A 14,076-nucleotide genomic window follows, 5' to 3' on the forward strand; every position below is an offset into this window, starting at 1 on the left:
TGCGGCGCATCGTCGACGTAGAGCGCTTGCGCCGGCACGTCCTGCAGCGGCCCGCCCTCCTCGAGCAGCTCCGACAGGACGCGCGCCACGGGAATCAGCTGCACCGGTTGGCCAGGGCGCGCCGCGCGCAGCTTGTTCAGCAGGTCGTCGTACCAGACCCCGTAGGCGCCGAGCGTGTAGTCGTGGTAGCGCCGCATCCCCCGCGCCGAGGGCGGGTAGTCGCCGGCAACCGAGGCCATGTCGGGCCAGCCCTCGTAGATCCAGAGCGGCGTGCCGGGGGCATGGCCCTCGACCCAGTCGGCAACGGTGAGAATCGCATCCATCGGGCTGGTGCCCGAGGGGTTGTTGCCGGGATAGGGCGCGTCGGAGACCTGGTACTGCAGAAAATTCGCCGGGGTGATCAGCACCGCGTCAAAGCCCGCATCGCCGAAGGCGCCGCGCCCCGGGTCCCAATGATTGCTCACCCCGGGAATCGTCCAGTTCGGCTCGGGCGGCAGGTTGTCGGAAAAGTCGCGCAGAAAGCCCCATTGCCCGTCGAGGGCAAGCCGCGCGCCATCCGCCTGCGCCAACTGCGCGAGCCAGTAGGGCGTGTTGCTATGCGCCTCCTGCCCGAGGAAATGCACCAGAGAATTGCCGAAGACATAAACCTCGCGCTCGGGGCTGCCGCCCTCCTGCGCCAGCGACGCCAGGGGCCAGCCGGCAGCCAGCAATGCTGCCCTCAGAAAACGCCCGACCATGAAAATCCCCCGAAACAACCCTGAACCAAACGGCTTTCCCGAAACATATGGGCACGCGGCGCGGTCACTCAAGCGGCACGAGGGGCGTGCTGCACTGCGGCGTAACTTTCCGCGCCTCGTGCGGTATTTGCGGTTTTCATTTCGCTGCCGCTGCGTATAGTCGCGGCCATGATGACCCTTGGCCATATCCCCGCTGCTGCACGTGCATTCCGCGCGCCGGTTGCGCTTGGCCTGCGTCTAGTCCTAATCCGCCTCTGAGCGCGCATCTCGGCGCGACCGCTCAGAGGAGGACCGTTTCGCGCCGGCGAACCCTTTCCAGGACGACGACTCAAGAGATCCGAAAAATGACCGACCAAGCCAAAGACCGCGTGTACATCTTCGACACGACCCTTCGTGACGGCGAGCAGTCGCCCGGCGCGACCATGACCCATGACGAGAAGCTCGAGATCGCCGAGCTGCTCGACGAGATGGGGGTCGACATCATCGAAGCCGGCTTCCCAATCGCCTCCGAGGGCGACTTCCGCGCTGTCTCGGAGATCGCCGAGCGCAGCCGGAACTCGGTGATCTGCGGCCTTGCCCGCGCGCAGCTCAACGACATCGACCGCTGCTGGGAGGCGGTGAAACACGCCGCCCGCCCGCGCATCCACACCTTCATCGGCACCTCGCCGCTGCACCGCGCCATCCCGAACCTCACGATGGACGAGATGGCCGAGCGCATCCACCAGACGGTGACGCACGCCCGCAACCTCTGCGACAACGTGCAATGGTCGCCGATGGACGCGACCCGAACCGAGCATGACTACCTCTGCCGCGTGGTCGAGATCGCCATCAAGGCGGGTGCCACCACGATCAACATCCCCGACACCGTGGGCTATACCGCGCCGCGCGAATCGGCGGAGCTGATCAAGATGCTGCTCGAGCGGGTGCCGGGCGCCGACGAGATCATCTTCGCGACCCACTGTCACAACGACCTCGGCATGGCGACGGCCAACTCGCTCGCCGCCGTCGAAGCCGGCGCGCGGCAGATCGAATGCACCATCAACGGCCTTGGCGAGCGCGCGGGCAACACCGCGCTCGAAGAGGTGGTGATGGCGCTCAAGGTGCGCGGCGACATCATGCCGTACGAGACCAAGATCGACACCCGCAAGATCATGCACATCTCGCGCCGCGTCGCGACGGTCTCGGGCTTCCCGGTGCAGTTCAACAAGGCGATCGTCGGCAAGAACGCCTTTGCCCACGAGTCGGGCATCCACCAGGATGGCATGCTCAAGAACAAGGAGACCTTCGAGATCATGCGTCCCGAGGACGTAGGTCTCGCGGGCACCTCGCTGCCGCTCGGCAAGCACTCGGGCCGCGCGGCGCTCCGCGCCAAGCTCAAGGACCTTGGGGTCGAGGTGGGCGACAACCAGCTCAAGGACATCTTCGTCCGGTTCAAGGACCTTGCCGACCGCAAGAAGGAGGTCTTCGATGAAGACATCCTCGCGCTGGTGACGGCGGCGATGACCGATGGCGCGGATCACCTCGAGATCGTCTCGCTCAAGGTCGTCTGTGGCACCGGCGGGCCGGCCGAGGCAACGCTCGAGATGGAAGTTGGCGGCGAGGAGAAATCCTGCGTCATGGAAGGCGACGGCCCGGTCGACGCCACCTTCAAGGCGGTCCGGGCGCTCTACCCGAACTCGGCCCGGCTGCAGCTCTACCAGGTGAACGCAGTGACCGAAGGCACCGATGCGCAGGCCACCGTCTCGGTGCGCCTCGAAGAGGATGGCAAGATCGCCACGGGCCAGTCGGCGGATACCGACACGGTCTATGCCTCGGCAAAGGCCTATGTGAACGCGCTCAACCGCCTGCACGTGCGCCGTAGCAAGACCGGCACCGACCAGAAGGAAATCAGCTACAAGGAATTTGGCTGATCCGACCTGTGCCCATGGCATAACAGGCCCTTGGCGTGAGAGATCGAAGCCCGCTCCCTTTGGAGCGGGCTTTTTCTTGCGGTCCCCTCAAGGTGCATGGGGTACGTCCCGTCCATCGCCCCGGGGCCGCTTCAATCAGGCGAAATGCCCGTCGAAAAGCGCCGCGTGCAGGAGCTGGCCGTGGTCGCCATGTCCATGCGGATCGGGCCGGTGCAGGGCGCCGTGATGCGTGGCCCCCTCCTCGGTATGGTCGAAATCTCCCGGCCCCTGCCAGCTGGCATCTCCATCGAAGAGCGCACCATGCAAAGCCGCGTATTGGCTTTCGAGGAACATAACCTCTTCCTGCGCCAGCACCGCCTGCGAGTGGTGTGACAGGCTGTCCTCCGCGCCGTCACTGGCGAAGACGAAGCCCTGGGGCTCGTCGTCCTCTGCCAGCATCTCCTCGAGAAAAGCGCGCCCGGCGTCGGAAGGCCCCTCGCCCTCGGTGCCCGCTGCGCCCTGCAGCCCGAAGGGATGCGGCACCGGGTCGCTCTGGGGCACATGTCCGCTCGCCTCGAGCCCCATGTCCTCGAGCGGGCCATCCACGGAAAGCTTCATGATTTCGGGAAGTCGGTCGGCCCAGCCGATGCGCCAGCTTTCCGCGTAGCCCGCCTCCGCGGGGGCCACCGCATTTCCCTCGGGCGCATGATGGAGGTCGAACCAATGGCCGATGCTGATCACCGCGTTGCGCAGACCGCGCACGCTTCCATCGGTCTCGCCGCGCAGCAGCGCCAGCTTCGACTTCCGGCCCTGCGAGAGGAGCGCCTGCTCATGGGCAAGCGCATGTTCGGCAAGCGCATCCTCGACCCGCGCCTCGTCCAGCGCGTCTTCCCGCGCGACGATCGTCTGGTACCCGAAGACTCCCAGCGCGATGCCGGCGTCGACAAGCGCCAGGTCCTGGGCCGCGTGATTGTAAGGGGCGCCGTTGCCCATACCCCAGCCCTGCCCGGAGGACAGTCCCCGCTCCAATGTCCGCTCCATGGGTCACCCTCGTTCGCTTCGTTGCGATGCCGTCACAATCGCGCAATCAGGGGGCGGAAGCGGCGCGGAAACATGGCCGGAAAACGGAGACTTCCGGCGATTTTACGAGAAATCGAGAGGGTGCTGCGGGGCGGAGGGGCTCAGCCCTCCTCGGCCTGAAGCTCGGCGAGGATTGCCGCCAGACCCACCCGCCAGTCCGGGCGCGGCAGGCCGAAGGTGGCCTCGGTCGCGCTGTTGTCCATGCGAGAATTGGCCGGGCGCTTGGCCGGGGTCGGGAAGTCGGAGGTCGGGATGTCGACCACCTCGCAGGTGATCCCCGACTGGGCGAAGATCTCGCGCGCGAAGTCGGCCCAGCTCACGTCGGGCCCGCCCGAGAGGTGGTAGGTGCCCGACTTCTCCGGCGCCTCGATGAGCTGGCTCGCCGCGGCGAGGCAAAGCTCGGCGATATCCGCCGCCGGGGTCGGCCCGCCGACCTGGTCGGCGACGATGGTGAGCCGGTCACGCTCGGCGCCGAGCTTCAGCATGGTCTTCACGAAGTTCTTGCCGTGGGCGGAGACCACCCAAGAGGTGCGGATGATCGCATGCGGGCCGCCCGCGGCGCGCACCGCCTCTTCGCCCGCCAGTTTGGTGCGGCCATAGGCGCCGAGCGGACCGGTGGGCGCATCCGGGGAAAAGGGCACGTCGCCCGTGCCGTCGAAGACGTAATCGGTCGAGATGTGGATGAAGGGAATGCCGAGATCGGCGCAGGCCCGGGCCATGGCGCCCGGTGCCTCGCCGTTCACCCGCGCGGCGGTGATCTCGTCGCTCTCTGCCTGGTCGACGGCGGTATAGGCGGCAGCGTTGATCACCACGTCGGGGGCCTCGGCCCGCACCGCCTCGGCGCAATCGGCCGGATCGGTAAGGTCGACGTCCTCGCGGGACAGCGAGACGACGGGGGCGCGGCGCTCAATCTCGCGCGCGACCTGCCCCGTCGATCCGAACATCAGAATTCGCATGATCTATCCGTGTCTTTGAAGGTCTATGAAGTGCAGGGCGGGCGGTTCAGAGCATCGCCGGCACGACCTGGTCCGGCGGGCGGTGCCCGTCGGCGAAGGTCTTGACGTTGATGATCACCTTCTCGCCCATCTCGATGCGGCCCTCGAGCGTCGCCGAGCCCATGTGCGGCAGCATCGCGACGTTCGGCATGTTCACCAGCTCGGGGTTGCCCTTGATCTTGTGCTGGTAGACGTCGAGCCCGGCGCCGCCCAGCTCTCCGGCCTTGAGCATCCGGGTCAGCGCCGATTCGTCGATCACCTCGCCGCGCGAGGTGTTGATCAGCACCGCCGAGGGTTTCATCAGGCGCAGCCGCCGGGCGTTCAGCAGGTGGAAGGTCGAGGGGGTGTGCGGGCAGTTGACCGAGACCACGTCCATCCGCGCCACCATCTGGTCGAGGCTTTCCCAGTAGGTCGCCTCGAGCGCCTCCTCGGTCTCTTCGCGCAGGCGGCGGCGGTTGTGGTAGTGGATCTGCATGCCGAAGGCCGAGGCACGCCGCGCCACCGCCTGGCCGATCCGCCCCATGCCGAGGATGCCGAGCCGTTTTCCACCGAGCCGCGTGCCGAGGAAAGCGGTCGGGGCCCAGCCGGCCCAGTTGCCCTCCTGCATGGTGGCGAGCCCCTCCTGCATGCGGCGCATCACCGCCAGCATCAGCCCCATCACCATGTCGGCGGTATCGTCGGTCATCACCCCCGGCGTGTTCGACACCATGATGCCCCGCGCCCGGGCGGTCTCCACGTCGATGTGATCGACGCCTGCGCCATAATTCGCGATCAACTTGAGTCGCGGTCCGGCCTGGGCAATCAGCCCAGCGTCGATCTGGTCGGTCAGAGTCGGCACCAGAACGTCGGCCTCGGCCATGGCCGCGGTCAATTCCGCGCGAGTCATCGCGAGGTCGTCGGTGCGCAGTTTGACGTTGAAAAGCTCGCTCAGGCGGGTTTCCACCACCTCCGGCAAACGTCGCGTCACGACAACAGTCAGGCGTTTCTGCGGCATTCCGGTCAGGGCCTCCCTTTCCTTACGCTCTTTGCTTTGGCACACTGTCGCAAGCATGCACGGGGCACAAGAACCCCGGCGTAAAATCTCGAGCAGGACAGACACGATGGTCAGGACTTCTGTGTTGGCGGGGCTGCTTGCCGCCCTGCTCTGCGGCGCGGCCGCGCAGGCGGCCGAAGAGCGCGGGCCGGTCACCAACCTGCCACTGCCGCGCTACGTGTCGCTGAAGACCAACGAGGGCAACGCCCGGCGCGGCCCCTCGCTCACCCATCGCATCGACTGGGTCTACACGCGGCGCGACATGCCATTGGAGATCATCGCCGAATACGGCCACTGGCGCCGGGTGCGCGACAAGGACGGCGCAGGCGGCTGGATTCACTACGCGCTGCTCTCGGGGGTGCGCACGGTTCTGGTCGAGGAGGACATGCTCGAGCTGCACCAGCGCCCTGATCCGGGCACCCCGGTCGAGGCCAAGCTGGCGGTCGGGGTGATCGCCCATCTCGAGCACTGCGAGAAGGACTGGTGCGAGCTTTCCGCCGGCGGCTACGACGGCTGGGCGCCGAAGGCCGCTGTCTGGGGCGTCGATCCGGACGAGATTCTCGAATAGCCCCGCTCAGGGCTGCCAGCGGTAGAGAATGTCGAAGGGCTCCTCGCCCACCGGCTCGAAACCGCAGGCGCGGTAGAAGCGGTTCGCCGGGCTGCCCTTGAGCGCCATGAGCCGGATCGGCACGCCCGCCGCCCGCGCCTCCTCCTGCAGCTCTTCCATCACCCTTCGGCCAAGCCCGAGGCCGCGCGCCTGCGCGGCGAGGTATAGATGGTCGAGATAATGCTCTTCCGGGCGCCGGCGCAGGACGAAGAAGCCGGCGAGCTGATCGCCCTGCAGAAGGATGGTTGTCTCCGCCGGATCGAAGCTGTCGAGAAACCGCCGCCGCACGCGCTGCGGATCGAAACGGCCAAGCGCCTCGAGGCTCGGACGCATCGCCTCGGCCCTCAGCTCGGCCAGCTGCGGCGCATCCGAAGGCGTGGCGAAGCGGCGCGTGATCAACATGTGGTGCGGTCCTCTTGCGAAAGGTGCCTTTCCATAGCGCCGCGGCGCGGGCACGCAAACGGCAAACCGCCGCTCTCGGGCCCTCTGCCGGAGCTGCGGCGCCACCCTTCTCGCGCTGACGGGCTGCTGCGCCGTCGCGGTTGGCCATCTGTGCCCCGCGCAGGCCCGCCCCTGCCGCGCCGCGCCATTGGACAAGACGGCGATTGCGGGATAACACGCGGGCATCTCAAGATCAGGGATCCCCATGTCCGAAACCCCTTCCGACATCGCCCGCAAGGTGCTGGCCACCGAGACCGAGGCGCTGGTCCGCCTTTCCGACGAGCTGCCCGCGGCATTCGACGCCGTGGTCGCGCTGCTGCTGAGCATCCGCGGCCGGGTCATCGTCTCCGGCATGGGCAAGTCCGGCCATGTGGCCGCGAAGATTGCCGCCACGCTTGCCTCGACCGGCACCCCGGCGCAATTCGTCCACCCCGGCGAGGCCAGCCATGGCGATCTCGGCATGATCACCTCGGCCGACGCGGTGATCCTGATCTCCAACTCCGGCGAGACCCGCGAGCTCGCCGACATGATCGGCTACTGCGCGCGCTTCTCGATCCCGATGATCGCCATCACCAAGCGCGCCGACAGCACGCTGGCCAGCGCCGCCGACCATATCCTGCTGCTGCCCGACGCCCCCGAGGCCTGTGCCATCGGCATGGCGCCCACCACCTCGACGACGCTGTGCATGGCGCTCGGCGATGCGCTCGCCGTGGCACTGATGAGCAACCGAGGCTTCGGCCGCGAGAGCTACGCGCATTTCCACCCCGGCGGCTCGCTCGGCGCAGCGCTGCTGCGGGTCTCGGCGGTGATGCACAAGGGCGACGAGCTGCCCGTGGTCACCCCCGACACGCCGATGAGCGAGGCGCTGGTGGTCATGTCGCAGAAAGGCTTCGGCGTCGCGGCGGTGGTGACCGAGGGCCGCGTCGCGGGAATCATCACCGACGGCGACCTGCGCCGCAACATGGAGGGGCTGCTGGAGCGCCGCGCGGGCGAGGTCGCCACGCCCGGCCCGCTTGTCACCCGTCCCGACACCCTGCTTACGGAGGCACTCGGCGTGCTCAACGCGAAGAAACGGACCGTCCTTCTGGTGGTCGACGAGGCCGAGCGCCTCGTCGGGCTGCTGCACATCCACGACGCGCTGCGGGCAGGTGTGGCATGAGCGCGGTCATCTTTATCCCCGCCCGCTACGCCTCTACCCGCTACCCGGGCAAGCCGCTGGTCGAGCTGACCGGTGCCACCGGCGAGAAGAAGAGCCTGATCCAGCGCGCCTGGGAAGCCGCGCTGACGGTCGAGGGCGTTTCGGCGGTCTACGTTCTGACCGACGACGCGCGCATCGCCGAGGCGGCGCGCGGCTTCGGTGCCGAGGTGCTGATGACCTCCTCCGAGGCCCGCAACGGCACCGAGCGCTGCGCCGAGGGCGTGGCGCAGCTGAGCGGCGAGCCGGAGATCGTCATCAACCTGCAGGGCGACGCGCCGCTGACCCCGCCGTGGTTCATCGAGGCGCTGATCGCCGCGATGCAGGACCCCAAGGTCGAAATGGCCACCCCTGTGCTGAAGACCGACCCCGAGACGCTGGCCAATTTCGTCACGGACCGCCACGCCGGCCGGGTCGGCGGCACCACGGCCGTCATGCGCCACGACGGCACCGCGCTCTATTTCTCCAAGGAAGTGCTGCCCTACGTCGGCAACCTCGAAACCCCGCCCGAGGTCTGGCACCATGTCGGCGTCTACGGCTACCGTCCCGACGCGCTGCGCCGCTACGCCGCCTGGGCCGAGGGCCCGATCGAGCGCGCCGAGGGGCTCGAGCAGCTGCGCTTCCTGGAAAACGGCGGCACCGTCACCTGCGTGCCTGTCGAGGCGCGCGGCCGGGTGTTCTGGGAGCTAAACAACCCCGTCGACGTGGCCCGGATCGAGGCCGTTCTGAAGAAGGAAGGCATCGCATGACCAAGATGAAACCCGTCGCCGTCAAATCCGTCACCTTCGCCAACGACGCGCCGCTGGCGCTGATCGCCGGGCCGTGCCAGCTCGAAAGCCTCGAGCACGCGCGCATGCTGGCCGAGAAGATCGCCGCCGCCGCCGAGGCCGCGCGCACGCCTTGGGTGTTCAAGGGCAGCTTCGACAAGGCCAACCGCTCCTCGCTCTCGGGCAAGCGGGGCATCGGCATGGAGGCGGGCCTGTCGATCCTGTCGCAGATCGGCACCGAGTTCGGCGTGCCGGTGCTGACCGACATCCACACCGCCGAGCAATGCGCGACGGTGGCGCAGGCGGTCGACATCCTGCAGATCCCCGCCTTCCTGTCGCGCCAGACCGACCTCTTGCTGGCGGCGGGCGAGACCGGCGCGGCGATCAACGTGAAGAAGGGCCAGTTCCTCGCCCCCTGGGACATGGCCAACGTCGCGGACAAGATCGCCTCGACCGGCAACGAGCGGCTGCTGCTCTGCGAGCGCGGCGCGAGCTTCGGCTACAATATGCTGGTCTCGGACATGCGCGCGCTGCCGATCATGGCGGAGACAGGATACCCGGTGCTCTTTGACGCCACCCACTCGGTGCAACTGCCGGGCGGACAGGGGACGTCGTCAGGCGGCCAGCGGCAGTACGTGCCGACTCTGGCCCGCGCCGCGGTCGCCGTCGGCTGCGCCGCGGTCTTCATCGAGACGCATGAAGACCCGGACAACGCCCCCTCGGACGGGCCGAACATGGTGCCGGTGGATCAGCTCGGCGCGCTCCTGACCAAGCTGCGCGCGATCGACGAGGTGGCCAAGGGGGCGTAAGCGCCCCCTCGTCCGCTCAGCGAAAGAGCTGAAGTACCAGCGGCGCGATGAGCCCGGTCAGCACCGCGTTCATCCCCATGCCGATGCCGGCAAAGGCCCCGGCGGTCGGATGCACCTGCAGCGCCCGCGCGGTGCCCACGCCATGCGCGGCAACGCCGGTGGCAAAGCCCCGCCCACGCCAGTCGCGCAGCCCCAGCGCGTTCAGCATCGGCGTCACCGCGATCGCCCCGATCATCCCGGTCATCAGCACCAGCACGGCGGTCATCGACGGATCGCCGCCAAGCTTTTCCGAGATGCCGATCGCCACCGGCGCGGTCGCCGACTTCGGCGCCAGCGACGCCAGCAGGCCGAAATCCGCCCCCAGCAGCCAGGCCAGCCCCAGCGCCGAGACCACGGCGGTCCGCGAGCCCGCCAGCAGCGCCAGCGCCATGGGCAGCGCCGCCTTGCGCACCCGGCGCAGGTTGGCATGCAGCGGCAAAGCCAGCGACACCGTCGCCGGGCCGAGCATGAAGTGGACGAACTGCGCCCCCTCGAAATAGGTCTCGTAGGGCGTCCCCGTCGCCAGCAGCAGCCCGCCCAGCACGATCACCGACAGCAGCACCGGGTTGAACCAGGGCTTGCCGTTCGACAGGCGGAAGATGCGGTCGCCGATCCAATAGGCGACCAGCGTGGCGGTGAGCCAGAGCAGCGGCCCGCTCTCGAGGTAGGACCAGATCAGCAGCGGGTCGGTCATGCCTCGTCCTCCTCGTCGATGTTGCCGGTGAGCCGTGCCACGTGCTCGAAGGTCAGCGCGCCCACGCAGATCGCCAGCAGCGTGGAGCCGATCAGCGACACGCCGATGGCCAGAGCATGGGCCGAGAGATCCGACAGGCGCGCCACCGCCCCCACGCCCACCGGCACGAAGAGCAGCGAGAGGTTCTGCAGAAGGAAGCTCGCCACCGGCCGGACCAGCGCCAAGAGCCGCTCCGACAGCGCCATGCCGATGACCAGCGCCACCATTGCCAGAACAGGCCCCGGCAGCGGCAGGGCGAAGATGCGCGAGACCACCTCGCCGCAGAGCTGGAAGAGCAGAAGGACAATGATACCGGAGACGATGGCGGGCATGGGGCGAACCTCTTTGCGGCGGGAGTTGCACCCAACCTGCGTCTGCCGCGAGGCCAAGTCGAGTGCTCGCGGCCACGCCGCCCCCCCGAAACCCTCACCCTGACGGGCACCGCGCCCCGAGCGCACACCAGCCCGCCTCGGCCAGGCACTGTCCGGCCAATTCTTCTAGGTCCAAATATCCCGGGGGAGTCCGCGCAGCGGACGGGGGCAGAGCCCCCTCCTTCCAACCCCAGGCACCGAACGAAAAAGGCCACCCGCAAGGGTGGCCCTTTGTCTGATCTGGCCTTCGGGAAGACCATGGTGCCGCTGAAGGGACTCGAACCCCCGACCCCATCATTACGAATGACGTGCTCTACCAGCTGAGCTACAGCGGCACTGGTGGGCGGCCTCTTAGCACCGGTGCCGCCGCAGGAAAAGGGCTATTTTGCCTTCGCGTGTTCAAGCTCGCCGTCGCTGCCTTCGACCGTGTCTTCAACGGTCTCGGCATCCGGCACGTCCCGCTTCAGGTCGGCAGAAATCTCGGCGCTGTCGACCGGGTCGACCGGCGTCTCGGGCGTGGGGGTCAGCACCTCGGGCGCCTCTTCCGCCTGTTTCGCGGCCTCGGCGTCAGCGCTTCGGTCCTCGAGCGAGCCGATGATCAGCGGCAGCATCTCGGCCCCGGCGGGGGCGACGTCGGACTGCGGCGGGCTGCGCCAGCTCAGCGTGTCGAAGCCCTCGCAATTGGCGCAGACCGGCACCCATTCGGCGTGGATGTGGTTGCACTTGTCGCAGACCCACTGCGGGCCGCGCGGCGCCAGCAGCGCCTTTGCGAGCCAGCCGCGCACCACCGGCTCGGCCGCGCCCTCGCCCTTGGCGATGGCCGCCATGACGGTCAGCACGCGGGCATCGGGCTCGGTCTCGGCGAGGTTGCCCACGGCGCGGCGCGCCTCGGGGAAGTCCTCGGCGGCGAGCGCCAGCTCGGCCTTGAGCAGCTTGGTCTCGCGGTGCTCGGGGTTGATCGAGGTGAGCGTGCCGAAGCGCTTCATCCGCGCCGCCGGGGTCTCGTCCGGGGCGATCTCGGCGAAGGCGGCGGCAAGATCCGGGTGCGGCTGCACCGACCAGGCCTTCTTGAGGATGCGGGTCGCCAGCTTGGGCTTTTCCTGCGCGATGTAGGAGCGCGCCGCCATGGCGGCGCCGGGGATCAGGTCGGGCGAGCCCTTCGATGCGGCGATCGCCGCCTCGCGGGCCTCGATCGGCTTGTCCTCGTCCATGATGTCCTTGGCTTCCGACAGGGCCAGGACGGCGTCGCGGCGGCGATAGACATCGCGCGGCAGGGCGCCGTGCTTGAGCTTGGCCGAGAGCGTCTTGCGCGCGCCCTGCCAGTCATGTTTCGAGGCCTGGAGCTGCAGCAGAAGGTCCTGGATTTCCTCGTGCTTGGGCTTCAGGGCGAAGGCGCGTTCGGCCAGCTTCAGCGCGGTATCCGTGTCGCCCTTGGCGAGCTTCTGCTTCATCATCCCGCGGATGCCAACGAAGCGGGTCTGCTCGTTGGTGATGAGCTTCTTGTAGACCTCCTCGGCCTTGCGCGAATCGCCGGTCATCTCGGCGGCCTGCGCGGTCAGCAGCTGGGTCAGCTCGGGCTTGTGCAGGTAGCGCTCGGCCTTCTGCGCCTTGGCCATGGCCAGTTTTCCCTCGCCCGAGGCCAGCGCCAGCAGACCCTCGGACATGGCCTGGTAGCCCTTGCGCTCGCGGTTGCGGTCGAAATAGCGCGACAGCGCCGTGTCATCGCCATTGATGAACTTGAGGATCGCGATGAGCAGCGAGACCAGCTTGAAGACCACCCACAGCACGACGACCAGCACGATGGCGGCGATCACCGATTGCAGCGGCCCGAGGGTGAATTCCATCCCGCCGGCGTGACCTGCACCCCTCCCTGGCTTTCCATCAGGTAGCCTGCCCCGAGGGTCAGCCCCGCCACGGCGGCGACGAAGAGAACGATTTTCAGAAGTGACCAAAGCATGAAAACGATCCCTTACCCTCAGTTCTGGTTCAGTGTCTGTGCGACGGCATCGGCGCCGTCGAGCGCGGCCTTGCGCGCCTCGGCGCGGGCGGTCCAATCGGCCAGTTCGGCCTGCGCAGGTTCCGGCAGCGCCGCAAGCTCGTTCAGCACGCTGCCGAGATCGCCCGAGCGCAGCGCCGCCTCGGCGCGCGAGAGCACGGCGTCGGGGTCATCCCCCTCGCGCGGCTCGACCGAGCGCGCGCCAAGCTGGTTGGCGAAGAAGGTGGTGACCCGGCTGGCGGTGTCCTCGGTGGTCGACTCCGCCCGGCGCGCGGCCGAGAGCGCATCGCGTGCGGCCGGCGGGAAGTCGGCCATCAGCTCGGCCTGGGTCGCGCGCCGTCACCGGCAGAGGCCGCGAGCCCCTCGGGCACGTTCACGCCATTGGTCTGCAGCACCTGCAGCGCCTCGGAATAGGGCGCTCCATCGCGCAGCGCGGTGTTGATGTCCGACAGCGCCGTGCGCGACTTGGCCAGCATCGCCTGGTCCGAAGCGCTCTGCTGCGCCGCCATGGCGTCCTGGGTCATCTGCTCGACCTCGGCGCGCTGCGTCTCGATCGCGGTGCGCACGTCGGCGAGTGCCTTTTCATAGGCGGCCATCGCCTCGGGCGAGACCGACTCGGACAGCCACTGGTTCTGCATGTTCTCGATACGGGTCTGAAGCTGCGCCAATTGCTCGGTGAGCGTCGCGGCCGAACCTTCGGCGGCCTGCATGCGCGCGCCGAGATCGGCGGTGGAGGTCTCGAGCCCCGACAGGTCGATGCCGCCCACCTGCGCCGCGGTCTCCGCGACGGTGCCGCTCAGCGTGTCGATCTTCTCGGATTGCGCCGCCAGCGAGGCCGCGGTCTGCGCCTCGAACGCGGCGCCACCATCTCCGAAGGGATAGCTGCCGGACTGATAGCTCGAAGCGCCCCAGCCGAGCGCCGCCGCGAGGATGCCACCGAGCGCCATGGGCACGAAGCCGCCCTTGCGCTCGACCACCGTCTCGCGGATCACCTCGCGCGGCGGCACGGCCACGGCGGGCTCATGGGAGTCGGCCTGCGGCGCGATGGTATCCTCGCCCTCGGCGATCAGCGTGTCGGCGTCCTTGCCCACATCGGTGTCGCTGTCGAGTTCGACGGCCTCGCCCACCGAGTGGATCGTTTCCATCGAATTGGCCGGTTCCTGCGCCGCAGCATCCTGTGCGACCGTGTCCTCGGACTCGGCGCTGAGGAGCGAATCCTCGGTCACGAAGGTGTCCGTGCCTTCGGCGCTTGCCATCGTGTCGGGCGCCTCGGCGGGCAGCGTATCGTCGGCAGCGGCCTCGAGGCTCTCCGCCCCGGCGGCGTTCTTCACCTCGTCGCCGAGCGTGTCCTCACCCTGCGGCGCGACGCTGTCAGCCGCTGTCG

Annotated in this window: 13 protein-coding genes, 1 tRNA gene and 1 pseudogene; 5 read left to right on the plus strand and 10 right to left on the minus strand. The window is 68.4% G+C overall.

Annotated features, from left to right (window positions below):
• The first annotated feature begins 1,081 nt into the window (after window positions 1-1,081).
• Window positions 1,082-2,647, plus strand: coding sequence for a 2-isopropylmalate synthase (locus tag CLG85_RS04780; protein WP_095881878.1), 1,566 nt, complete (start codon window positions 1,082-1,084; stop codon window positions 2,645-2,647).
• 135 nt (window positions 2,648-2,782) lie between these two features.
• Here CLG85_RS04780 and CLG85_RS04785 read toward each other — a convergent pair whose 3' ends face one another.
• The 3 genes from CLG85_RS04785 to CLG85_RS04795 all read right to left on the minus strand — a co-directional run bounded on the left by CLG85_RS04785 (window position 2,783) and on the right by CLG85_RS04795 (window position 5,695).
• Entirely contained in the window at window positions 2,783-3,667 is an 885-nt protein-coding gene (locus CLG85_RS04785; RefSeq protein ID WP_141244515.1) for a hypothetical protein, read from the minus strand.
• A gap of 140 nt (window positions 3,668-3,807) precedes the next feature.
• Window positions 3,808-4,662 carry a dTDP-4-dehydrorhamnose reductase gene (rfbD, locus tag CLG85_RS04790; RefSeq protein WP_095881880.1) on the minus strand — a complete coding sequence of 285 codons (855 nt, stop codon included), beginning with the start codon at window positions 4,660-4,662 and terminating at the stop codon, window positions 3,808-3,810.
• Window positions 4,663-4,708: 46 nt separating this feature from the next.
• Window positions 4,709-5,695 (minus strand): 2-hydroxyacid dehydrogenase, encoded by a 987-nt coding sequence (locus tag CLG85_RS04795; RefSeq protein ID WP_095881881.1) that lies wholly within the window; start codon window positions 5,693-5,695, stop codon window positions 4,709-4,711.
• A 106-nt stretch (window positions 5,696-5,801) separates the two neighbouring features.
• Between CLG85_RS04795 and CLG85_RS04800 the strand changes: the two genes are divergently transcribed.
• The gene (locus CLG85_RS04800; RefSeq protein ID WP_095881882.1) at window positions 5,802-6,302 is read left to right on the plus strand and encodes an SH3 domain-containing protein; all 501 of its coding nucleotides are present in this window, start codon (window positions 5,802-5,804) and stop codon (window positions 6,300-6,302) included.
• Window positions 6,303-6,308: 6 nt separating this feature from the next.
• Here CLG85_RS04800 and CLG85_RS04805 read toward each other — a convergent pair whose 3' ends face one another.
• Window positions 6,309-6,743 carry a GNAT family N-acetyltransferase gene (locus CLG85_RS04805; RefSeq protein ID WP_235865369.1) on the minus strand — a complete coding sequence of 145 codons (435 nt, stop codon included), beginning with the start codon at window positions 6,741-6,743 and terminating at the stop codon, window positions 6,309-6,311.
• A gap of 244 nt (window positions 6,744-6,987) precedes the next feature.
• Here CLG85_RS04805 and CLG85_RS04810 point away from each other — a divergent pair, with 244 nt between their 5' ends.
• From CLG85_RS04810 to kdsA, 3 genes are read left to right on the plus strand one after another with little or no spacing between them, the layout of a single operon-like run.
• On the plus strand, window positions 6,988-7,941 hold the full coding sequence (locus CLG85_RS04810) for a KpsF/GutQ family sugar-phosphate isomerase (protein WP_095881883.1): 954 nt from the start codon (window positions 6,988-6,990) through the stop codon (window positions 7,939-7,941).
• A complete protein-coding gene (locus CLG85_RS04815; RefSeq protein ID WP_095881884.1) occupies window positions 7,938-8,726 on the plus strand; it encodes a 3-deoxy-manno-octulosonate cytidylyltransferase in 789 nt (262 codons plus the stop codon). Before CLG85_RS04810 ends, CLG85_RS04815 begins: the two co-directional genes overlap by 4 nt.
• Window positions 8,727-8,731: 5 nt before the next feature.
• Complete coding sequence (gene kdsA, locus CLG85_RS04820; RefSeq protein WP_095881886.1) at window positions 8,732-9,553, plus strand: 3-deoxy-8-phosphooctulonate synthase; 822 nt, start codon at window positions 8,732-8,734, stop codon at window positions 9,551-9,553.
• Window positions 9,554-9,569: 16 nt separating this feature from the next.
• On the opposite strand, the gene CLG85_RS04825 is transcribed toward kdsA, so the two are convergent.
• The 6 genes and pseudogenes from CLG85_RS04825 to CLG85_RS04850 form a co-directional block, all read right to left on the minus strand.
• Window positions 9,570-10,286: an LrgB family protein gene (locus CLG85_RS04825; protein ID WP_260348514.1), complete on the minus strand. Its 717-nt coding sequence runs from the start codon at window positions 10,284-10,286 to the stop codon at window positions 9,570-9,572.
• Window positions 10,283-10,657 (minus strand): CidA/LrgA family protein, encoded by a 375-nt coding sequence (locus CLG85_RS04830; protein ID WP_224846039.1) that lies wholly within the window; start codon window positions 10,655-10,657, stop codon window positions 10,283-10,285. Before CLG85_RS04830 ends, CLG85_RS04825 begins: the two co-directional genes overlap by 4 nt.
• A 298-nt stretch (window positions 10,658-10,955) precedes the next feature.
• Window positions 10,956-11,031 (minus strand) — tRNA-Thr (locus CLG85_RS04835).
• Between the two features lie 45 nt (window positions 11,032-11,076).
• Window positions 11,077-12,653: pseudogene (locus tag CLG85_RS04840) on the minus strand (heme biosynthesis protein HemY).
• A gap of 18 nt (window positions 12,654-12,671) precedes the next feature.
• On the minus strand, window positions 12,672-13,007 hold the full coding sequence (locus CLG85_RS04845) for a COG4223 family protein (protein ID WP_260348515.1): 336 nt from the start codon (window positions 13,005-13,007) through the stop codon (window positions 12,672-12,674).
• Entirely contained in the window at window positions 13,007-14,023 is a 1,017-nt protein-coding gene (locus CLG85_RS04850) for a hypothetical protein (RefSeq protein WP_260348517.1), read from the minus strand. Before CLG85_RS04850 ends, CLG85_RS04845 begins: the two co-directional genes overlap by 1 nt.
• Between the last annotated feature and the right edge of the window lie 53 nt (window positions 14,024-14,076).

Origin of the sequence: Alloyangia mangrovi (assembly GCF_002300555.2) — a bacterium.
GTDB classification, from domain to species: Bacteria; Pseudomonadota; Alphaproteobacteria; order Rhodobacterales; family Rhodobacteraceae; genus Salipiger; species Salipiger mangrovi.